Genomic DNA, 20,547 nt, shown 5'->3' with positions numbered 1-20,547 from the left:
TGGACAAAAGGCTGTCAAAGCCTGTGATGACCAAAAAACAATAAGGTGCATTATGTTAATGATGTGGACACGGAAATTGACGACGAAGGCAGGGCTGAAAAGCAGCGTTGCCGGATTTGCGCGCGACGACTCGGGGTCCATGACCATTTTCGCCGTCGCGATGTTTTTCATGATGATTTTAGTTGGCGGTATCGGCGTCGACCTCATGCGCAACGAAATGGAACGTACGCGCATGCAAGCAACGGTCGACCGCGCCGTTCTGGCGGCTGCGGACTTGGATCAGCCACTTGAGCCCGAAGCAGTCGTACGCGACTACTTTAATAAAGCCGGGATGAGCGACTACCTGTCCTCGGTTACCGTTGATCAGGGTCTGAACTATCGGACAGTGACAGCATCTGCCAACATGTCGACGAGCACGCAGTTTATGCACCTGATGGGTGTTAGCGAGTTGCCTGTACCTGCGTTGGGCCAGGCGGAAGAGCGCGTGTCGAACGTAGAGATTTCGATGGTTCTCGATATTTCCGGTTCCATGGGCTGGAACAACAAGATGGCCAACCTTCAGGATGCGGCAAAAACCTTTGTCGACACTGTTGTCCGCGCTGAAAACGAAGATCTCATCTCGATTTCGTTGATCCCCTACACCGCGCAGGTGAATGCCGGCTACGACATCTTCTCGCGGATGGAGACAAACCATCTGCACAACTACTCGTATTGTGTCGACTTCGAAATCGACGACTTCTCGTCAAGCGGGTTAGATCTGGATTCACCTTATGAACAGATGCAACACTTTGACGAAGGGTCGAACTACTCCAACCCCATCAGCAACCCGGGCTGCCCCAAACGCGATTTTGAAGAGATTGTGCCGTTCAGCCAGAACGCAACGAAACTCAAGAACACGATCGACGATTATCGCGCCCGCGCGAATACCTCCATCCACCTTGGGATGAAGTGGGGTGTCGCGCTGCTTGACCCGACATTCCGCCCGATCGTTCAGGAATTGGCCGGACCCGGCGAGAATATCGTGGATGATGCGTTTGCAAGCCGCCCGGCCGCCTACTCAGATGTTGAAACGCTCAAGACAGTCGTTCTCATGACAGACGGCCAGAACGTGGACACCACTCGTATCCAGCCGTGGTACTATGCCAATTCTTCACACTATGCGCACTGGAGCCGTTACCCGCTGCACTGGTACCTGAACAACTACGTTCGCGGCAGCTGGTCCAACTGGCGCTACACTAAATACACCTCGGCTCAAGCTGACTCCATGCTCGCAAACATCTGTAGCGCGGCCAAGGACCAGGGCATTGTGGTTTGGTCTGTCGGCTTCGAGGTCACTGACTACTCGGCTGGTGTGATGGAAAGCTGTGCTTCCTCTCCAAGCCATTTCTTCCGGGTGGAAGGCGTCGAAATCACCGAAGCCTTCGAGGCAATTGCCAAGCAAATCAACCAACTGAGGCTGACCCAATGACCTTTAATCCCAAATCATTCCTGCGTCGTTTCCGGCGTGAAGAGGATGGCCAGATGGTGGTGGAATTCGCCCTTGCAATCCCCCTCATTTTCACCCTCTTCATGACCTCGGTTGAACTCGGCATCTACTCTGTGCGCCAGGGATTTCTGGACCGGGGCCTGGATATGGCGGTCCGCAATGTCCGCTTGAACACCGGAGCCAACTATACCCACGGCGACATCAAGACGATGGTGTGTGAGTATTCAGGCTTCCTCGAAGACTGCGACTCGGCCCTGAAGCTGGAAATGAAACCAGTGTCGGCACGCAATTTCGCAGGTTTCCCAGACTCACCTGACTGTGCTGACGTGTCACTGGCCGTTACACCTTCGACCACTTTCGTACATGGAGCGGAGCACCAGCTCATGATGCTACGCGCATGTTACTCGTTCCAACCGGTATTCCCGATGACAGGCCTCGGCGCTTCGTTCTCGAAGGATGGTGCGGGCCGCGTCAAGATGGTCTCGATGTCCGGATTTGTGCAGGAGCCAAGCTGATGAAACGTCTTATCGCAACACTACAGTCCTTCCGCGACGACGAGCGTGGCAGCCTTGCGGTCGAAACCGTGCTGATCATTCCCGTCCTGTTTTGGGCCTACCTGTCGATGTTCGCCATCTTTGATGCGTATCGCCAGCACTCGATCAACCAAAAGGCGGCATATACGATCGGCGACATCATATCGCGTGAGACGACGCCGCTGGACAATGACTACCTGAATGGCACGCGCGATATTCTTGCCTACCTGACGGCCAACACCGAAAGTGACGTGGCGGTGCGTGTGACCAGCGTGAAGTATGACGGTAATAATGACGTCTACAAACGCGACTGGTCCCAGGCCAAAGGGTGGAAACCTGCGCTGAGCAACAGTGACGTCGGCAAGCTGAAGGACCTGCTGCCTGTCATGCCCCACAATGAGCGGGTGATGGTGGTGGAAACGTTCGTGAAGTACGACCCACCATTCGCAACCGGCCTGCAAGACCGCGAGATTGAGAACTTCGTGTTCACACGTCCTCGCTACGCACCCCGCGTGCTTTGGTTGAGCCAATAATCAGTCGGGCAATCGCTTCGCAATCATGGCCGAGAGTATCTCGGCCATGAATTTTGCTTGGTAACCGGGTGTCATTCCACCAACGCCAACCCGATTTCCAAGCCGCCACCAAAGACCGGGACGCCACGCGCGTCCCTTCGAGGTGTTCAGCCGCACAAGAAACCCATTTGATGGTTTGAAGGCGAACATGCCGCGATCCAGCGATTGAATGTCACAGGTCCGTGCGACAATCTCGCCTGAGCTGTCTCGCAACACTTCTGGCGTCAACTCCAGTGTCAGGGCTGTCGCGCGTCGCATCTTTTCGGCAATCCAGATTGAGCCGCCGCCCAACGCGAACAGGAACAATTGCCAGCCAATCTCGGGTGGGCGCACGATGCCGACGTAAATCACCAACAATGACAGCACCCAAAGCGAACCAATGCCCAAGATGCGTCGCCCTGGCGATGCCGTGATCGTTGCGATCACTTCGCCTTCTTTGAAATCCAGACCTTGCATGGTCCGCCCTTAGCTTGGCCGATGCGTGCGGACAAGGGGATCAACGTCGAACGATGACCTCGGCGCCCTGCTCTTCCGGTTCATTATCGGTCATTTCCGCCGGGAAGCCGGGGGCAGTTACATCCAGGCCCGTCGCCTCTTCCAGCCGCTTGATGATATTGGGCGACAGCTCACGTGGGCCAAAGCGGTCAATGGCATCGTTGAACAGCCGGATCAGTAACGGGTTGAGGTCCAGCGGCACCTCCGCCCGGTCCGCCACGTCCTGAAACAGGCCAATGTCCTTGGCCACCAGGTCCATTGTGAAAGAGATGTCGCGGCTGCCATTCAAGATCACCTGGCTTTCGGTTTCATGGACAAAAGACGTGCCCGAACTGATCGCCATGGCTTCGTAAGCGACGCCAAGGTCCATGCCCGCCCCCTTGGCGACCGTGAGTGCCTCGGCACAACTGACAAGGTTTGCAGTAGCAAGGTAGTTGGTCAGCACTTTGAGCACAGACGCCGAACCCAGATCGCCGGTGTGCAGCACGCGGCGTCCCATCGTTGTGAGCAGCGGCAGTATACGCTCAAATGTGGCGCGATCGCAGCCAGCAAAAATACTGATGTTGCCGGTATCCGCCCGGTGGCATCCTCCCGACACGGGGCAATCTACTGCTGCACCCCCAGCTTCGATAACCTGCGCGCCGATCCGTTTGACCTCGGCCTCGTCCGTCGTCGACATCTCCATCCAGATTTTGCCAGGACCGACATAGGGCAGCATCTCTTCCATCACCGCAGCAGAGGCCGCGGGGCTCGGAAGACAAGTGATAACCGCGTCACAGGCCTGCATCATCTCAGTGGGGCTTTCTCCGTTCTGGGCGCCTACTGCGACCTTATCCGCCACAAAATCTGCATTCAGATCATGCACAAACACGTTATGCCCATTGCGGATAAGGCTGCCTGACAGCTTTCCACCGACATTGCCCAGACCGATAAATCCGATTTTCATGGCCGTCTTCCCTTGCGTCGTTGCCCCACAGGGACAGGGGTGAGCCGACACTGTCCGTCCTGTTTACGACTCCGGGCCAAAATTCCCGGCGTAAAACCGATACCAGTTGCCGCCCATGATCCCAGCGACCTCGTCCTCCGACATTCCAGTGGCGCGCAGACCGTTTTCGATGTTTCCGAAATCGCGATTATCGCGGAACCAATCGGGTTGTGGCGGAAAGCCCGGATCGGCGGCGGATCCTTCTCCATAGTCTACGTCTTTCGACCAGCGGCCCACGCGCATCCATTCCACCACGCTGTCGGGCTGGTCCTGGCACAGGTCAGAGCCAATGCCGATTGTGTCCGTGCCGTAGCGGTCTGCCGTGCGGGCCACCGCCTCACAAAACGATTGCAGCGTGCACTTTGACCCATCCTTGAGGTGGTGCGGGTAGAGCGAAAACCCAAGCATCCCGCCATTCGACGTCACCGCCCGGATCACGTCTTCACGTTTGTTGCGCAGGGCCGGGTGCCAGTCATGCGGGTTGGCGTGGGTGATCGCGATGGGCCGTTCCGAGATATCTGCCGCCTCAATGGTGGAGCGATCCGCCGAATGGCTCATGTCCACCACCAGGCCCACGCGGTTCATTTCCTTGATCACCTGCCGCCCCATCCGAGTGATGCCGGTGTCGTTATCCTCGTAGCACCCTGTCGCGAGCAGGGACTGGTTATTGTAAGTCAGCTGCATGAAGCGTGCGCCGAGCGTATGTACGATTTCAACCAACCCAATATCATCCTCGATGGGACTGGGGTTTTGGAAACCAAAGAAGATTGCGGTCCTGCCATCAGCTTTGGCCCGATCAATATCGCTGACCGAAGACCCCTTGATGATCAAGTCAGGATAAAGCTCGAACCAGCGGTTCCATGCCTCGAAATTCAGCACTGTTTCACGAAAATTCTCGTGGTAGGCGACGGTGACATGCACAGCATCCACACCGCCCTCACGCATCTGACGAAAGATCTTTTCGGACCAGTTGCAGTATTGAAGGTTGTCGATACGCATGGTGCGGCCCTTTTCCCGATCTATCAGATCACTGCTTTTTCGATGATGGGACGGCCCGCAACAATCCTGTCATATCTGAATGGAGAGAGATCAAGACTGCGGAACGCCCCATAAGTCACCCATTCGGCGGTGCCACGCCCCATCGCCGGTGATTGTTGCAGTCCGTGGCCGGAAAAACCGTTCAGAAAGATGAAGTTTTCGACCTCACTGTGTGGACCGACGATCGCGTTATGGTCAAATGTGTTCATAGCATAGTGGCCTGCCCATTCACTGGTAACCTTGATTGCCTCGAACTGCGGGATGCGCGTGGCAAGGATTGGCCAGACATGGCTTGCCCAGATGCTGTGATCCATTGCGAAATCGTCATAATCGACTGCCGGATCAACGTCCGAGTGTCCACCCGCCTGGTAAGTGCCGCCCCCGTTTTCACGAACATGAACTCCGGATGGATCGATTGTCAGTGGTAAATCGCGCTCAAGCGGTTGTTCGGCTTTAAACACCCACGAATAGCGTTTGCGGGGTTCCACCGGCACATCGATCCCCGCCATACGTGCTGTGCGCGCAGCACGCGGGCCTGACGCGTTGACAACCTGACCGCAAGAAATGACCTCCCCGCTGGCCAGCGTGACACTTTCCACACGTGTACCTGCAGCGTTGCGTGCCATCGCCACAACTTCGTTTTCAACGTATTCAACACCGCGCTCGCGACTTTGCCTCCGCCACCAGTCAAAGACAGCAGCACCATCCCAATACCCTTCATCCACCGTGTTGATGGACCCCAACACGATATCATCGACATTGTAGAACGGATAAGCCGCCTTGATTTGATCCGGTGTCATCAATTGCGTTGCCGCACCAGCCGCACGCTGTACTTCGATATTTTCACGCAGCGTGTCGGCAAACCCCACGGTATCGGCCAAGTACATGTAGCCAAAGCTGCGGATTCCCAACTCGGGCACCCGGTCGTCACCCCCCATGTACTGGCGAATATTCTTTACGAAATCAGCAGCGAACTGGCTGATATGAACATTCAGTTCGCTGGAAAATTGCTGCCGCATGCAGCTGTTTGTGTGGGTAGTCGAGCATGCGGAATATGTCAGAATCCCGTTCAACCACGAGAACACGACCGTCGAAGTCAGCGTTGTCTGTCAGGAACCAAGCCGTTGATGCGCCCATTATAGCGCCTCCGACGACCACCACATCGTATGTGCTGTATTCCGGTGCATTTGCCATCTGGCCTATTTCCGTCTTTTTAGTTTACCGGCAGTGACTGTGCGGCGGAATTGAATAGCGCACCAGACCTTTGTTTGACGGTCGCACATTTTTTGATCGCCTCGCCCAACTATTGGGATGGCGCCTTGATGTGCTGCGACATCGCGCTGCGTCTGAGCGCGCAGTCGATGGATCAAAGCTGTGACTTGACCCACCACAGTTCAGTGACCAAGACCATGAAGATAGCCGTCATTGAATCTGACCCCGACCGCGCCCGCGATATCATCGACGCGCTGATGGAGGGCGGCTGGACTGATGTGGTTGTGTTGGGCGATGTCACAGCGCTTGCCCGCAAACTGGCAGCCCTCGACCCGGACCTTGTCTTGATCGATCTGGCCAACCCCAGCAGGGATGCATTGGAGCAGGTCAGCGTTGCATCCGAAGCACAAAGTCGCCCCGTGGCAATGTTTGTCGATCGCTCTGACGACGAGATGACCCAAGCGGCAGTGGCCGCCGGACTGTCGGCTTATGTCGTGGGCGAATTGCAGCCCGAACGTATCAAGCCCGTTTTGCAAACGGCCATTGCCCGGTTCCAGATGATGAGCCAGATGCGCAACGAGCTTGAAGCCGCCAAGCAGGCGCTGGCAGACCGCAAAACCGTTGATCGCGCCAAGGGCATGATCATGCGCGCTCGCGGTGTGAGCGAGGAAGAGGCCTATGCCCTTCTACGTAAGACCGCGATGTCGCAGAACCGCAAGGTGATCGACGTGGCCCAGGCCCTGTTGACGGCATCGGATCTCCTGACATGAGCGTTTCACGCCTCAATCTGGGGTACGTGCCTTTGGTCGACAGTGCGCCGCTGATTGTCGCTCAAGAGCTCAACTTTGCGGCGGATGAAGGCCTGTCGCTCAACCTTCTGCGCCAACCCTCGTGGGCCGCGTTGCGCGACCTGCTGGCTCTCGGTCATCTTGACGCCGCGCATATGCTGGCCCCGATGCCGACCGCTATGTCGCTTGGCTTGAGCGGACCGATCGCGCGGATCGACGCACTGATGGTGTTATCCGTCAACGGCACTGTCATCGGAGTGTCGAACGCCATGGCGGCGGCCATGCGAGACCGCGGATGGCCCGGTGGCTTTGGAACACCGTATGACACCGTGATACCGCTTTTGAAGGCGCTTGATGGACCGCTGCGGGTCGGGGTGCCGTTCCCCTACTCAATGCATCGACTGCTATTCGAATACTGGATTGCGCACACCGGCGCATTGCAATCAGCAGACATCAGGATCATCACAACACCGCCCCCGTTGATGGCCAACGCCGTCGCCATAGGCGAGATCGACGTATTTTGTGTTGGCGAACCGTGGGGATCGGTCGCCGTAGCGGACAACGTGGGCGAACTGATCATGCCCGGGGCCGCGATATGGGCGCATGCCCCGGAAAAGGTACTGGCCGCCCGACACGAATGGATAGAAGAGAACACGCCTGCCGTTGGCGCGTTGATGCGCGCGGTGGCGCGCGCAGCTGCATGGCTGGACACGCCCAAAAACCGTCCCCTCGCCATCGAAATCCTGGCCCGCAGTGCACATCTGGACCTTCCACATGCCGCGTTGGATCATGCGTTGATGGGCCGGTTCGCGACGCAGTTTGGTGCGGCGCCAGTGGATGTACCGGGCTTTCTGCGCTTTCATGACCGCGCGGCAAATTTCCCCTGGCGCAGCCAAGCTGCATGGATCGGGGCAGAGATCGCCCGCCTCACCGGTATTGATCGCAAGCACGCCATTGCAGTGGCGCAAGGCACGATGCGGCCAGACTGCTATCGTCAGCACCTTGGTCCAATTGGCGTCGATATGCCCGGCGCATCCGCCAAGATCGAAGGCGCTCTGACCCATCCAATGGCTGTTGCATCGACACGGGGCCAGATGATTCTTGGGCCAGATGCTTTTTTTGATGGCGAAACTTTTGATTTCACCCTGTCTGAGTGACCAATTTTTGAGCAGTTGCTGCATTGCAGCGAATTTCATCAGAATAACGGAGTTTCTTGTTAGACGCTGAACAAGGCGGCCGCTAGGTTCATGCCAACGAAGCAAAGAAGCTTCCCTCTGCTCCCAGCGATGGGGGCTCACTGAAGAGCAAAGCCGCTCGTTCTGCCTGCGTACACCTCCTCCCGTGCGCATTGTGGAACGGGCGGTTTTTTTATAAAAAAAGGACCGACAGGATGACCCGTCTCTCTACATTTGCAGGTGCCATGGCTGCCCTGCTTGGCACGGCGGCCCACGCCGAGCTGCTGGATCTGGAAAAGGATGAATTGAAGTTCGGCTTCATCAAGCTGACCGACATGGCACCGCTCGCCATCGCCTACGAGAATGGCTACTTCGAGGACGAAGGCCTGTTCGTCACGCTGGAAGCGCAAGCGAACTGGAAAGTGCTGCTGGACGGCGTGATCGACGGACAACTGGACGGCGCGCACATGCTGGCCGGCCAGCCGCTGGCCGCTACCATCGGCTACGGCACCGAGGCGCATATCATCACGCCCTTTTCCATGGACCTGAACGGCAACGGCATCACAGTTTCCAACGAAATCTGGGAAGAGATGAAGCCCCACGTGCCGCTGATGGACGATGGTCGCCCGCAACATCCGATTAGCGCCGAAGCGCTCGCGCCGGTCGTCGAGGACTATAAAGACCAAGGCCTGCCATTCAACATGGGCATGGTATTCCCCGTCTCGACCCACAACTACGAAATTCGCTACTGGCTGGCTGCTGGTGGTCTGGAACCCGGCTATTACAGCCCGGACAACATCACCGGCCAGATCGGCGCGGACGTGCTGTTAAGCGTGACTCCACCCCCACAGATGCCAGCAACGATGGAAGCAGGCACCATATATGGCTACGCCGTGGGTGAGCCGTGGAACCAGCAGGCCGTGTTCAAAGGCATCGGTGTACCGGTCATCACTGACTATGACATGTGGAAAAACAACCCGGAAAAGGTCTTTGGCATCACCAACGAGTTCGCCGAAGAGTACCCCAACACAACCAAGGCCATCACCAAGGCGCTGATCCGTGCCGCCATCTGGCTGGACGAGAACGACAACGCCAACCGCGAGGAAGCGGTCGAGATCCTGAGCCGCTCGGAATATGTGGGCGCGGATTACGATGTGATCGCCAACTCGATGACCGGTTTCTTTGAATTCGAGAAGGGCGACCGCCGTCCGGCCCCCGACTTCAACGTGTTCTTCCGCTACAACGCGACCTACCCGTTCTACTCTGATGCGATCTGGTACCTGACCCAGATGCGCCGCTGGGGTCAGATTTCCGAAGCGAAGTCCGACCAGTGGTACTTCGACATGGCCGCCAAGGTCTACAAGCCGGAGATTTACCTCGAAGCGGCCCGCCTGCTGGTGGACGAAGGCCTGGCGGATGAGGCCGACTTCCCTTGGGACAGCGACGGCTTCAAGGCACCGACGCCTGCCGCCGACATCATCGACGGTATCGCCTATGACGGGAAGGCACCGAACGCCTATATCGACAGCCTGCCTATCGGTCTGAAGGGTGACCAGAAGGTCGTCGGCAACGCGGTCGAAGGTTGAAAGCCATGAGGGGGTGGGCAGCATTGCCCACCCGACGCTGCCCCGCAGCAAAGTGGCCCCAACGGCGGGGCATCTGCTCAAAATTCAGGCACGCTGCTGTGCCGCAAGAGCCCCCAACACCCCGGTGTCACCGCACGTGCACCCCCCGTACACCCCCTATGCACCGCCGCAGTGCAGCATAGCCCGCCACACACAAGATATGGGGTTTTGACCGCCCCGCCCGATCCCGCCGAGGAGGCCCTGACATGACCGCCATCGACCCATCCGATCTGGACGCCACAGCGCGCGAAGAGCGCAAACAGCGGACCTTTACCCGCATCAATGCTGCCGACAAATGGTTTCAGGTTCTGGGCCTGGCCTGGCTGACTCCGGTGCTGAAGGCCGCCGCGGGTGACAACCCCAAAGCGCAGGGGCGCGAAATCTGGCGTCTGCTGGGTGTGCCGCTATTGGCGATTGGTTTGTTTCTGGCCGCGTGGGCGTCGCTGGCACCGACAGTGCAAACATCGCTGGGCGCCATCCCCGGACCGGCACAGGTCTGGGAGCAGGTTGGCAAACTGCACCAAGACGCACAGCGCGAGAAGGAAAAGGAAGCCGCTTTTTACGTCCGTCAGGACGAGCGCAACGCCAAGCTAATCACGGACGGACAAGCCGACCGCGTGAAAGAGCGGGTCTATACCGGCAAGCCGACCTACTACGACCAAATCTGGACGTCGATCCTGACCGTGTTCTTTGGCTTTCTGATCGCATCCGCCGTGGCCATCCCGCTGGGCATCGCCGCTGGTCTGAGCCCGACAGTGAATGCAGCCATCAACCCGCTGATCCAGATCTTCAAACCGGTGTCACCGCTGGCGTGGTTGCCCATTGTGACCATGATCGTGTCGGCCACTTATGCGTCAGACGGCTGGTTCGCCAAATCGTTCCTGACCTCGGCCATCACCGTAACCCTGTGTTCGCTTTGGCCCACGCTGATCAACACGGCCCTTGGTGTGGCCAGCATCGACAAGGATCTGGTGAGCGTGTCGAAGGTTCTGAAAATGAATACTTGGACCAAGATCACCAAGCTGGTCCTGCCCTCGGCCCTGCCGCTGATCTTTACCGGTCTGCGCCTGTCCCTTGGGGTTGGCTGGATGGTGCTGATCGCCGCCGAGATGCTGGCGCAGAACCCCGGTCTGGGCAAATTCGTGTGGGATGAGTTCCAGAATGGGTCCTCCCAATCCCTCGCCAAGATCATGGTGGCTGTGTTCACCATCGGCATCATCGGCTTCCTGCTGGATCGGTTGATGTATGCGATCCAGTCCATGTTCACCTTCACGAACAACCGGTGATCGCCATGAGCATGATCGAGTTCAAGAACGTATCGAAGCACTTTGAGGCAGGCACCGAACGGACGGAGGTTTTGAAAGACATCTCTTTGTCCGTGGAAGAGGGGGAGTTTCTGGTTCTCCTTGGCTTTTCAGGCACGGGCAAGACCACTCTGATCAACCTGATGGCGGGTTTGGAGATGCCATCATCGGGCGAGGTGCTGTTCAAGGGTGCGCCGGTGGCGGGTCCGGGACCCGAGCGCGGGGTGATCTTTCAGAGCTATTCGCTGATGCCGTGGCTGACGGTGAACGGGAATGTGGGCCTGGCGGTCGATACCATCTTTCCCAACCTGTCGAAGGCGGAGCGGGCCGAGAAGGTGGATCACTATGTCAAGATGGTGGGTCTTGGTCATGCCACGGGCCGTCGTCCGGCGGAGTTGTCGGGAGGGATGCGTCAGCGGGTGAATGTCGCCCGTGCGTTGGCGATGAACCCCGAAGTGTTGCTGCTGGATGAGCCTTTGTCTGCGCTGGATGCACTGACCCGCGCCAATCTGGCCGACGAGATTGAGCATATCTGGGAGGCCGACAAGAAGACCTGTGTGCTGATCACCAATGACGTGGATGAGGCTATTATCTTGGCCGATCGCATCATTGCGCTGAACCCGGATGGGACGTTGGGTAACGAGTTCGCTGTTTCCATTCCCCGTCCGCGCGACCGGATGGAGATGAACCATAACGATCAGTTCAAGCGGTTGCGTGCGGATGTAACCAAATACCTGATGGATGTGGGGATCGAGGCGAAGGTCGAGGGTACGAAATCCCTGCCCGACGTGACCCCCATTCACGGTGTGCCATCGGCAGTGGCAGATGCCCAGAAGGGCATGATCGAGAACCGCTTCCTGGATTTCTCGCAGCTGCACAAGGTGTATCCGACGCCAAAAGGGCCGCTTACGGTCGTCGAGGATTTCGATCTGAAGATCAACAAGGGCGAGTTTATCTCGCTGATCGGGCACTCGGGCTGCGGCAAGTCGACTGTGCTGACCATGGCGGCTGGGCTGAATGAGATTTCGAAGGGTGCGATTAAGCTGGATGGGCGCCATGTGGAGGGCGCGGATCCCGAGCGGGCCGTGGTGTTTCAGTCCCCCAACCTGTTCCCGTGGCTGAGCGCCAAGGAAAACGTGGCGATCGGGGTGGACAAGGTTTACCCGCGTGCGTCGCGCGAGGAACGGCAGGATGTGATCGAGTACTACCTTGAACGCGCCGGTCTGGCCGATGCGATGGACAAACAAGCGGCGTCCCTATCGAACGGTATGAAACAGCGGGTGGGGATCGCGCGGGCCTTTGCATTGTCTCCGAAGCTGCTGCTGCTGGATGAACCGTTCGGGATGCTGGACAGCCTGACACGGTGGGAGTTGCAGGAAGTACTGATGGAGGTGTGGTCGCGCACGAAGGTGACCGCCATCTGTGTGACCCACGATGTGGACGAGGCGATTTTGCTGGCGGATCGCGTTGTGATGATGACCAACGGGCCGCAGGCAACCATCGGCAAGATCGTGGATGTGGATCTGCCCCGCCCGCGCACCCGCAAGGCGCTGCTCGAACACCCCGATTACTACAATTACCGGCAGGACGTGCTCGATTTCCTTGAGGAATACGAACACGGCGCCAAACCGAAACCGAAGCCAAAAGCCATCGCGGCGGAGTGAAAGAGATGACCCAGGAAATCATCGTCATAGGTGCTGGCATGGCCTCGGGCCGCGCGCTGGAACACCTGTTTGATGGGGGCGCGGACGTGAACGTCACTTTGTTCAACGCCGAGCCGCGCGGGAACTACAACCGTATCATGCTGTCGCCTGTTCTAGCGGGCGACAAGACGTACGAAGAGATCGTGACCCACGATGCCGCTTGGTACGAGGCCAACGGCGTTACGTGCCGCTTTGGTGAGCGGGTGGCGTCGGTGGATCGGACGGCAAAGACGGTCACGGCGGAAAACGGCGACGTTCTCTCTTACGACAAGCTGATCTTCGGGACCGGCTCCAACCCTTTCATGATCCCTCTGCCCGGCCATGATCTTGATGGCGTGATTGCCTATCGCGATCTCGAAGACACCGAGTTGATGATGTCGATGGGACCGCAGAGCAAGGTGGTTGTCATCGGTGGCGGTCTGTTGGGTCTGGAAGCGGCGGCAGGTATGGCGGCGCGCGGCGTGGACGTAACGGTTGTTCACATCATGGGGCACCTGATGGAGCGTCAACTGGACGAGGCCGCGGGATATCTGCTGCGCAAGGCGCTGGTGGGCAAGGGCATTACAGTGCTGTGTCAGGCAAACTCTAAGGAAATTCTTGGGGAAGACGGTAGGGTCAAGGCACTGCTCTTGGACGATGGCACCGAACTGCCTTGCGACTTGCTGGTGATGGCCGTGGGCATCCGCCCCAATGTGGCGCTGGCGCAAGAGGCTGGGCTGGCCGTTGGCAAGGGCATTCATGTGGACGACCAGATGGTCACGTCCGATGAAAGCATCCTCGCCGTGGGAGAGTGCGTTGAGCACAACGGCGCGATCTTCGGCCTTGTTGCGCCGCTTTACGATCAGGCGAAAGTGGCGGCGCAGACGATCCTTGGGGACGAGGCTGCGTTTGTTCAAAAAAAACTGAGCACCAAGCTGAAGGTTACAGGCTGTGACTTGTTCTCCGCTGGCGATTTTGCGGATGGGGAGGGCTGCGAGGATATCGTGTTCCGGGACCCCGGGCGCGGGGTCTATCGAAGGCTTGTGATCGAGGACAATGTGGTTGTCGGGACTGTCATGTATGGTGATACCGCAGACAGCAATTGGTTCTTTGGCCTGATCCGCGACAAGACCGACATCGCCGAGATGCGCGATACCGTTATCTTCGGGCCAGCTTACCAAGGGGGTGCCCCCGTGGACCCTTTAGCAGCCGTTGCAGCCTTACCGCGTGATGCGGAAATCTGTGGCTGCAACGGCATTTGCAAAGGCACTATCGTAGACGCCATCGAGGGCGGCGCGACCGATCTGACCGCGGTGCGCGCGGTGACGAAGGCGTCGGGGTCCTGCGGGACCTGTACCGGGTTGGTCGAACAGGTTTTGGCGGTGACATTGGGCGACGATTTCGTATTGTCCGGTGCGCAACCGATCTGTGGCTGCACCGACATGACGCATGAAGATGTGCGGCGCATGATCAAATCCCAGGAACTCAAGTCCATGGCCGCCGTCTGGCAGGAATGCGCGTGGAAGACGGTGGATGGCTGCCACGTGTGCCGCCCTGCCCTGAACTACTACCTGATTGCGGATTGGCCGCTGGAATATCTGGACGACCCACAAAGTCGTTTCATCAACGAACGTAAGCACGCGAACATTCAGAAGGACGGGACATTTTCGGTGGTGCCGCGCATGTGGGGTGGGATCACAACCCCGGATGAGCTGCGCGCGATTGCCGATGCCGCCGACAAATACGACGTGCCGACCGTGAAAGTGACGGGCGGGCAGCGCATCGACCTGTTGGGCGTGAAAGGTGAGGACCTACCGAGCATCTGGGCCGATCTGAACGACGCCGGGATGGTGTCGGGACATGCCTATTCCAAAGGTTTGCGCACGGTGAAGACCTGCGTGGGCACGGACCACTGCCGGTTTGGCACGCAGGATCTCGACTGGCCTTGGTATCAAGCTGGAAAAGGCGCTGTGGGGATCATGGACGCCGCACAAGCTGAAGCTGGGTGTGTCGGGCTGCCCGCGCAACTGTGCGGAAGCGACCTGCAAGGACATCGGGGTTGTCTGTGTCGACAGCGGCTTTCAGATCGGCATCGGCGGGGCAGCAGGCATGGATGTGCGCGAGGTTGAGCGGCTGATCGATGTCGAGACCGAAGAGGAAACCATCATCGCGATCAAGGCGATGACGCAGCTCTATCGTGAAAACGCCAAGTACCTCGACCGCATCTACAAATGGATGAACAAGGTGGGGCTGGATTGGATACGCGAGCGTATTGCAGACCCGGCGGCACGGGAGGCCTTATCCGCGCGCTTTGATCTGTCCCAAACCGTCTATCAGAAAGACCCCTGGGCCGAGCATGCACAGAAAAAGGCAGCGATTTATCGGCCTGTTGCAAACCTGAGCCTGGAGGCAGCGGAATGACCGACTGGATTGACATTGCATCTCTCGATGACATTCCGCAGCGTGGTGCCCGCGTAGTCAAGACGCGGGCAGGCTGTGTGGCTGTGTTTCGGACGGCAGCGGACGAGGTCTTTGCTCTCGACAACGCATGCCCGCACAAGCAGGGGCCGCTGGCCGAGGGGATCGTGCATGGCAGCGCCGTGACATGCCCGCTGCACAACTGGGTGATCTCGCTTGAGACCGGGTTGGTGCAGGGCAATGATGAAGGGCAGGTTGCGACCTATTCGGCGCGGGTCGAGGGCGGGCGCATCCTGTTGGATACAACGTTCCTGCAAGCCCGGTCAGCGGCATGAGCACCTGCACCACCTGCCCTTATTGTGGCGTAGGGTGCGGGATCATTGCATCGCCAGATGGCAGCATCAAGGGCGATCCGACGCATCCCGCAAACCTCGGGCGGCTGTGTTCCAAAGGCTCGGCCCTGGGAGAGACAATTGATCTTGAGGGACGTTTGCTGACGCCCATGGTCGATGGGGTCGAGACGGATTGGGACGAGGCGACCGCTCTGGTTGCGCGGAAGTTCTCGGAGACCATTCGGGATCATAGTCGGGACTCGGTCGCGTTTTATGTGTCGGGTCAATTGCTGACCGAGGACTACTACGTCGCTAACAAGCTGATGAAAGGGTTCATCGGGTCCGCGAATATCGACACGAATTCACGGCTGTGCATGGCGTCATCGGTGGCGGGCCACAAACGTGCCCTTGGTGCGGATACGGTGCCCGGAACATACGAAGATCTGGAAGAGGCCGACCTGATCGTGCTGGTGGGCTCGAACCTGGCGTGGTGTCACCCGGTCCTGCACCAGCGCATTGCCGCCGCGAAAGAAGCGCGGCCCGAGATGCGGATCGTCAATATTGATCCCCGCCGCACCGCGACATCTCATTTGGCTGATCTGCATCTGAGCATTGCGCCTGATGGCGATGTGGCCCTGTTCAATGGGCTCTTGGCGCATCTGAACGCGACAGGCCGCGTGAACAGGGCTTATGTGAATGCCCATGTGACCGGGTTCGACATTGCGGTTGAGGCCGCGCGCGCAACCGACCCCGCAGCCAGCGGGCTGTCGGCGGATGATCTGGCTGTGTTCTATTCCATGTGGGCAAGCACCGGGAAAGTTGTGACCGTCTATTCCCAAGGGGTGAACCAATCGGCCTGCGGTACCGACAAGGTCAACGCTATCCTAAACTGCCATCTGGCCACGGGCCGCATTGGCCGTCCGGGCATGGGCCCGTTTTCGGTCACCGGTCAGCCCAATGCCATGGGTGGGCGCGAGGTTGGTGGTCTGGCCAATATGCTGGCCAACCATCTGGACATCGAAAACGCAGATCATCGGGATGCGGTACAGGGGTTCTGGGCCAGTCCCACCATGTGCACTGCACCGGGGTTGAAAGCCGTCGATCTGTTCCAGGCCTGTGCCGATGGGCGCATCAAGGCCCTGTGGGTGATGTCGACCAACCCCGCCGTAAGCCTGCCCGATGCTCAAGGCGTGGCCGACGCCATTGCCAACGTGCCCTTTACCGTTGTGTCTGACATCATGGCCCGCACAGATACGGGCGATCTGGCCGACGTATTGCTGCCCGCCGCCGCATGGGGTGAAAAAAGCGGAACCGTCACCAACTCGGAACGCCGCATTTCGCGTCAGCGCCCGTTCCTGCCCATGCCGGGACAGGCGCGACCCGATTGGCAAATCATCAGCGAGGTGGCACGGGCAATGGGATGGGAGAAAGCGTTTGATTATACCTCCCCTGCAGCGGTGTTTCGGGAACATGCGCAGTTGTCGGCCGCGATGCGACCCTTTGGACGCGACTTTGACATCAGCGGCCTCGCCAGCCTGACCGACACCGAATACAACGCGCTTGAACCCGTTCAGTGGCCCGTGCCGGAGACTGGGAAGGGGCAACGCCGTTTCTTTGCCGATGGTGGTTTCTTCCACGCGGACGGCAAAGCGCGCATGCTGCCCCTGACCGCTCCGAACGCACTTGAGGACGGCACGTTCCACCTGAACACGGGGCGCAATCGCGATCAGTGGCACACGATGACACGCACGGGCAAGTCGCCCCGGCTGGGTGCACATCTGGCGGAACCCTATGTCGAGATTCACCCCGAAGATGCAAAAAAGGTGGGGCTGGGCACTGCCGAGCTGTGCATTCTGAGCGATGGGCACAACACGACAATCCTGCGTACTCTGCCCACGGATCGCGTTGCGCGCGGCACTCTCTTTGCCCCGATGCACTGGACGCGGCAAGTGTCGGCCAGCGGGCCGGTGAACGCCGTTGTTCAGGCTGGTACCGATCCAGTATCCGGCCAACCCGCCCTGAAGTTCGGCCGCGTGAGTGCACAGCGCTTTGCCGCCCGCTGGTACGGGTTTGCAACCTCTGCGACAGAGATGCATCTGCACGGCGATTATTGCGCGGTCGCTCGGACCGAGACGGGATGGCAGGCCGAGCTGGCAGGCCTGACAGATATTGAAGAACCACAAGACCTGTTGTCGAAGCTTGTCGGACCACTTGCCGGGTCCATTAGTGTAGTGAGTGACGGCGCCACCGGGATGCAGCGTGTAGCGCATCACGCGGATGGGCGCTTGACCGCCCTGCTGTTCCTTGCGCCTGAACCCGTACAACTGTCGCGCGCCCACGCCGTCGCAGCCATCGGGCAAGCAAGCCCCGCTGGGGCTGCCTTGGCCGGGCGTGCAGCGGGCGGTCAAGCGGATTCCGGCCCCACGGTCTGCGCCTGCATGAGCGTCGGTCTGCATGATCTGAAACGCGCCATCGCCGATGGTGCGGCAAGTGTCGACGCGCTGGGGCAATGCACCGGCGCAGGTACGAACTGCGGCGCTTGCAAGCCCGAGCTTGCGGCCTTGCTGCCTGCCCACCCCACCACCGTTGCGGCGGAATAGGAGGATTGCCATGAAAACCTTTCCCATGTTCCTGACCATGACAGGCCGACGGGTGGTCATCCTTGGCGGCGGTGAACAGGCAACCCAGAAGTGCCGCCTGATGCTCAAGACCGAAGCCGCGATTGAAGTCTTCGCACCTGCTTTGGATGTCGAATTGCAATCGCTGGCCGATGCTGGCCGGATCACGCACCGGACGGACCGGATCACTGCGGATGCGCTACGCGGCGCACCACTGGTGTTGGTCGGCACGGGCTGCCCGGGCATCGACGCGGCACTACACGCCGTCGCCACGGACGCAGGCGGGCTGGTGAACGTGGTGGACCAACCCGATCTGTGCGATGCGATCACACCCGCCATCGTGGATCGGGATCCGGTTGTGGTTGCCATAGGCACCGAGGGTACGGCACCGGTGCTGGCGCGACAGATCAAGACCGCACTTGAGCGGATGCTGGATCCGGGTTTGGGTGATCTGGCTGCATTGGCCGGACGTTTACGTGACTTTGCCGCGCAGCGTCTTGCGCCCCGGCAGCGGCGCGACCTGTGGCGCTGGGTATTCAACGGCCCCTTGCGGGCCCGGCACGCGCGTGAAGGAGATGTGCCGGTGGCCCGCGCGATCAAGCAGGTTATTCGCACGGGCACTGTGCCTGCCGCCGCCCCTACCCCCGTCGCACTGGTTGGGGCTGGGCCGGGTGCAACCGACCTGATCACTCTGCGCGGTGTGCAGCGGTTGCAGGAGGCAGACATCATCTTTTACGACCGCTTGGTCGATCCTGATGTATTGGAATTGGCGCGCCGCGATGCAGAACGTGTGTTCGTGGGCAAGGAGCCCGGCTGTCATGCGTGGCCGCAGGACAAGATCAACGCGGTCATCGTCGCTGCGGCCCAGCGCGGTCAGCGCGTTGTGCGTCTGAAATGCGGTGATCCGGGTGTGTTTGCCCGCGGCGCAGAAGAGGCAGACGCGTTGCGCGCGGCGGGACTTGAATACGAAGTCGTGCCGGGCGTGACTGCAGCCAGCGGGGCGGCTGCCGCCGTCGGGGGCTTCCTGACCGAGCGGGGCAAGAGCGACACGCTGATTCTGACCACAGGCCGCTGTGCGGATGGCAACGGTACACCGGACTGGGTCACGCATCTGACCCAGCGCAGCAATGTCGCCGTCTACATGGGGGTGGCAGCGGCCCCCAAAATCGCTGACTGCCTCGCGCGCGCTGATCTGCTGGATCAGGTACAGGTGACAGCCGTCAGCAACGCCCAGCGCGCGGATCAAAAAGTCTTGCGCTGTGGCGGTCAGGATATGGTGTCCAAACTGGCAATCGCAGGCATTGAAAGCCCAGCAATACTGTTCCTGTCACGGCCAGACGCGGCAGAGACAGAGGTACAGGCGCCAGCGCCCCGACTTGTGGCAGTGTGATCCCGCCTTGGTCCGGCGTCATCGCCGGTTCCAAAGCGCCGGTTCATCTGCCTTGGGCGCGCTGAGGTTCTGTTGCTAACTCCACACGTGCCTTTCGGCGGGAACTTAGGGCACGGATCAGCGCTTTGGCTTCGGCGGGCGGTTCCTGCTCAATTCTGCAATAGTTCGTTCCGTCCTTGTCTCGGGTCAACAAACCGCATGAAATCATCGTCCGTCGCAATGTCGCCGGGTCCCTGAAAAGATGTTCGTCTGCCAGATGCGTGCTCACCGCGCGCTCGTCCAATGCCTGATTGGTGGGCAGCGTGGCCCACATCGCCCAAAGCGCGAGGGTTTGCGTGGCGCGTTTGGATGGCCATCGAAGGAGCCGTCCGAACGCATCGAATTGATGCAGCGCACGTTCAACCGCACGCGCGTCTACTGTGGCGGGTTCGGTCTGATTATCCAACCGCTTTGCCGCCGCGGACACCGCGCGCAAATGCTGAACGTTCTGAAACCCGGCAGACCGGGCGACCATGTTCATCAGGGTCAAATGTTTGGGACTTGTGTCCCCCAGTTGTCGGGACAGCGCGCGTGTGAAAGCTGTCATATCGTCCACGCGCAATGGGACAGGTGTTTTGGTCATGATGCATCCAAGTCGGGTGTTTTGCTCACTCGTCGGTCGCTGGCTTGACGAAAGACGCCCTACTTCATGCGTTTTCGTTTTGGTTCGCTGGCAGGTTTAGCACTCTGGTAAGAGCAGCGACGCCTCGGTGTCTGCCGACCGTGCCTGACGGGTATCAAACGCGGGGTCTTTTGCCAAGTTGCGGATGTCCGTATCTCTTGTTTTGTCCGGCCCGACCGATCCGGACGCATCGACCAGTCAAATCAACCAAGTGAAGCGCAACGGGCCACTTG

Annotated in this window: 15 protein-coding genes and 2 pseudogenes; 12 read left to right on the top strand and 5 right to left on the bottom strand. The window is 59.3% G+C overall.

Annotation, left to right across the window (positions count from 1 at the left end):
- Nucleotides 1-139: 139 nt before the first annotated feature.
- The 3 genes from ACZ1HN_RS08745 to ACZ1HN_RS08735 are packed head-to-tail and all read left to right on the top strand — an operon-like array spanning nucleotide 140 to nucleotide 2,552.
- On the top strand, nucleotides 140-1,468 hold the full coding sequence (locus ACZ1HN_RS08745; RefSeq protein WP_472727213.1) for a pilus assembly protein TadG-related protein: 1,329 nt from the start codon (nucleotides 140-142) through the stop codon (nucleotides 1,466-1,468).
- Nucleotides 1,465-2,001 (top strand): TadE/TadG family type IV pilus assembly protein, encoded by a 537-nt coding sequence (locus ACZ1HN_RS08740; RefSeq protein ID WP_472727212.1) that lies wholly within the window; start codon nucleotides 1,465-1,467, stop codon nucleotides 1,999-2,001. The genes ACZ1HN_RS08745 and ACZ1HN_RS08740 overlap by 4 nt, the downstream gene beginning before the upstream one ends.
- Entirely contained in the window at nucleotides 2,001-2,552 is a 552-nt protein-coding gene (locus ACZ1HN_RS08735; RefSeq protein ID WP_299204713.1) for a TadE/TadG family type IV pilus assembly protein, read from the top strand. The genes ACZ1HN_RS08740 and ACZ1HN_RS08735 overlap by 1 nt, the downstream gene beginning before the upstream one ends.
- On the opposite strand, the gene ACZ1HN_RS08730 is transcribed toward ACZ1HN_RS08735, so the two are convergent.
- The 4 genes and pseudogenes from ACZ1HN_RS08730 to ACZ1HN_RS08715 form a co-directional block, all read right to left on the bottom strand.
- Nucleotides 2,553-3,047, bottom strand: a complete 495-nt coding sequence (locus ACZ1HN_RS08730; protein WP_472727211.1) for a hypothetical protein — start codon at nucleotides 3,045-3,047, stop codon at nucleotides 2,553-2,555.
- 40 nt (nucleotides 3,048-3,087) lie between these two features.
- Nucleotides 3,088-4,032, bottom strand: coding sequence for an NAD(P)-dependent oxidoreductase (locus tag ACZ1HN_RS08725; protein WP_472727210.1), 945 nt, complete (start codon nucleotides 4,030-4,032; stop codon nucleotides 3,088-3,090).
- 63 nt (nucleotides 4,033-4,095) lie between these two features.
- Complete coding sequence (locus ACZ1HN_RS08720) at nucleotides 4,096-5,070, bottom strand: membrane dipeptidase (RefSeq protein ID WP_472727209.1); 975 nt, start codon at nucleotides 5,068-5,070, stop codon at nucleotides 4,096-4,098.
- A gap of 23 nt (nucleotides 5,071-5,093) precedes the next feature.
- Nucleotides 5,094-6,303: pseudogene (locus ACZ1HN_RS08715) on the bottom strand (NAD(P)/FAD-dependent oxidoreductase).
- A 203-nt stretch (nucleotides 6,304-6,506) separates the two neighbouring features.
- On the opposite strand from ACZ1HN_RS08715, the gene ACZ1HN_RS08710 reads away from it, so the two are divergent.
- The 9 genes and pseudogenes from ACZ1HN_RS08710 (at nucleotide 6,507) to cysG (ending at nucleotide 19,653) form a co-directional block, all read left to right on the top strand.
- Nucleotides 6,507-7,091 carry an ANTAR domain-containing response regulator gene (locus ACZ1HN_RS08710; RefSeq protein ID WP_299747492.1) on the top strand — a complete coding sequence of 195 codons (585 nt, stop codon included), beginning with the start codon at nucleotides 6,507-6,509 and terminating at the stop codon, nucleotides 7,089-7,091.
- Entirely contained in the window at nucleotides 7,088-8,266 is a 1,179-nt protein-coding gene (locus ACZ1HN_RS08705; protein WP_472727208.1) for a CmpA/NrtA family ABC transporter substrate-binding protein, read from the top strand. The genes ACZ1HN_RS08710 and ACZ1HN_RS08705 overlap by 4 nt, the downstream gene beginning before the upstream one ends.
- A 233-nt stretch (nucleotides 8,267-8,499) precedes the next feature.
- The gene (locus ACZ1HN_RS08700) at nucleotides 8,500-9,870 is read left to right on the top strand and encodes a CmpA/NrtA family ABC transporter substrate-binding protein (RefSeq protein WP_472727207.1); all 1,371 of its coding nucleotides are present in this window, start codon (nucleotides 8,500-8,502) and stop codon (nucleotides 9,868-9,870) included.
- A 245-nt stretch (nucleotides 9,871-10,115) separates the two neighbouring features.
- Nucleotides 10,116-11,195, top strand: coding sequence for an ABC transporter permease (locus ACZ1HN_RS08695; RefSeq protein ID WP_299204690.1), 1,080 nt, complete (start codon nucleotides 10,116-10,118; stop codon nucleotides 11,193-11,195).
- A gap of 5 nt (nucleotides 11,196-11,200) precedes the next feature.
- Complete coding sequence (locus ACZ1HN_RS08690; RefSeq protein ID WP_472727206.1) at nucleotides 11,201-12,877, top strand: ABC transporter ATP-binding protein; 1,677 nt, start codon at nucleotides 11,201-11,203, stop codon at nucleotides 12,875-12,877.
- A 5-nt stretch (nucleotides 12,878-12,882) separates the two neighbouring features.
- Nucleotides 12,883-15,316: pseudogene (gene nirB, locus ACZ1HN_RS08685) on the top strand (nitrite reductase large subunit NirB).
- Nucleotides 15,313-15,648, top strand: coding sequence for a nitrite reductase small subunit NirD (gene nirD / locus ACZ1HN_RS08680; protein WP_472727205.1), 336 nt, complete (start codon nucleotides 15,313-15,315; stop codon nucleotides 15,646-15,648). The pseudogene nirB and the gene nirD overlap by 4 nt, the downstream one beginning before the upstream one ends.
- Nucleotides 15,645-18,245, top strand: a complete 2,601-nt coding sequence (locus ACZ1HN_RS08675) for a nitrate reductase (protein WP_472727204.1) — start codon at nucleotides 15,645-15,647, stop codon at nucleotides 18,243-18,245. The genes nirD and ACZ1HN_RS08675 overlap by 4 nt, the downstream gene beginning before the upstream one ends.
- A 10-nt stretch (nucleotides 18,246-18,255) precedes the next feature.
- On the top strand, nucleotides 18,256-19,653 hold the full coding sequence (cysG, locus tag ACZ1HN_RS08670) for a siroheme synthase CysG (RefSeq protein ID WP_472727203.1): 1,398 nt from the start codon (nucleotides 18,256-18,258) through the stop codon (nucleotides 19,651-19,653).
- A gap of 43 nt (nucleotides 19,654-19,696) precedes the next feature.
- Here the strand turns inward: cysG and ACZ1HN_RS08665 are convergent, their stop codons facing one another.
- The gene (locus ACZ1HN_RS08665) at nucleotides 19,697-20,275 is read right to left on the bottom strand and encodes a DUF2087 domain-containing protein (RefSeq protein WP_472727202.1); all 579 of its coding nucleotides are present in this window, start codon (nucleotides 20,273-20,275) and stop codon (nucleotides 19,697-19,699) included.
- Between the last annotated feature and the right edge of the window lie 272 nt (nucleotides 20,276-20,547).

It is taken from the genome of Tateyamaria sp. GN1-10 (assembly GCF_055693845.1).
The sequence above is the reverse complement of the archived record's forward strand: the minus strand, read 5'-3'. Positions and strand labels throughout refer to the sequence as shown.

Coding starts and splice junctions, on each gene's coding strand:
- ACZ1HN_RS08730 (WP_472727211.1), bottom strand. CDS start 3,047: ATGCAAGGTCTGGATTTCAAAGAAGGCGAAGTGATCGCAACGATCACG.
- ACZ1HN_RS08740 (WP_472727212.1), top strand. CDS start 1,465: ATGACCTTTAATCCCAAATCATTCCTGCGTCGTTTCCGGCGTGAAGAG.
- ACZ1HN_RS08745 (WP_472727213.1), top strand. CDS start 140: ATGACCATTTTCGCCGTCGCGATGTTTTTCATGATGATTTTAGTTGGC.
- ACZ1HN_RS08725 (WP_472727210.1), bottom strand. CDS start 4,032: ATGAAAATCGGATTTATCGGTCTGGGCAATGTCGGTGGAAAGCTGTCA.
- ACZ1HN_RS08665 (WP_472727202.1), bottom strand. CDS start 20,275: ATGACCAAAACACCTGTCCCATTGCGCGTGGACGATATGACAGCTTTC.
- cysG (WP_472727203.1), top strand. CDS start 18,256: ATGAAAACCTTTCCCATGTTCCTGACCATGACAGGCCGACGGGTGGTC.
- ACZ1HN_RS08695 (WP_299204690.1), top strand. CDS start 10,116: ATGACCGCCATCGACCCATCCGATCTGGACGCCACAGCGCGCGAAGAG.
- ACZ1HN_RS08735 (WP_299204713.1), top strand. CDS start 2,001: ATGAAACGTCTTATCGCAACACTACAGTCCTTCCGCGACGACGAGCGT.
- ACZ1HN_RS08705 (WP_472727208.1), top strand. CDS start 7,088: ATGAGCGTTTCACGCCTCAATCTGGGGTACGTGCCTTTGGTCGACAGT.
- ACZ1HN_RS08720 (WP_472727209.1), bottom strand. CDS start 5,070: ATGCGTATCGACAACCTTCAATACTGCAACTGGTCCGAAAAGATCTTT.
- ACZ1HN_RS08675 (WP_472727204.1), top strand. CDS start 15,645: ATGAGCACCTGCACCACCTGCCCTTATTGTGGCGTAGGGTGCGGGATC.
- ACZ1HN_RS08700 (WP_472727207.1), top strand. CDS start 8,500: ATGACCCGTCTCTCTACATTTGCAGGTGCCATGGCTGCCCTGCTTGGC.
- ACZ1HN_RS08690 (WP_472727206.1), top strand. CDS start 11,201: ATGAGCATGATCGAGTTCAAGAACGTATCGAAGCACTTTGAGGCAGGC.
- nirD (WP_472727205.1), top strand. CDS start 15,313: ATGACCGACTGGATTGACATTGCATCTCTCGATGACATTCCGCAGCGT.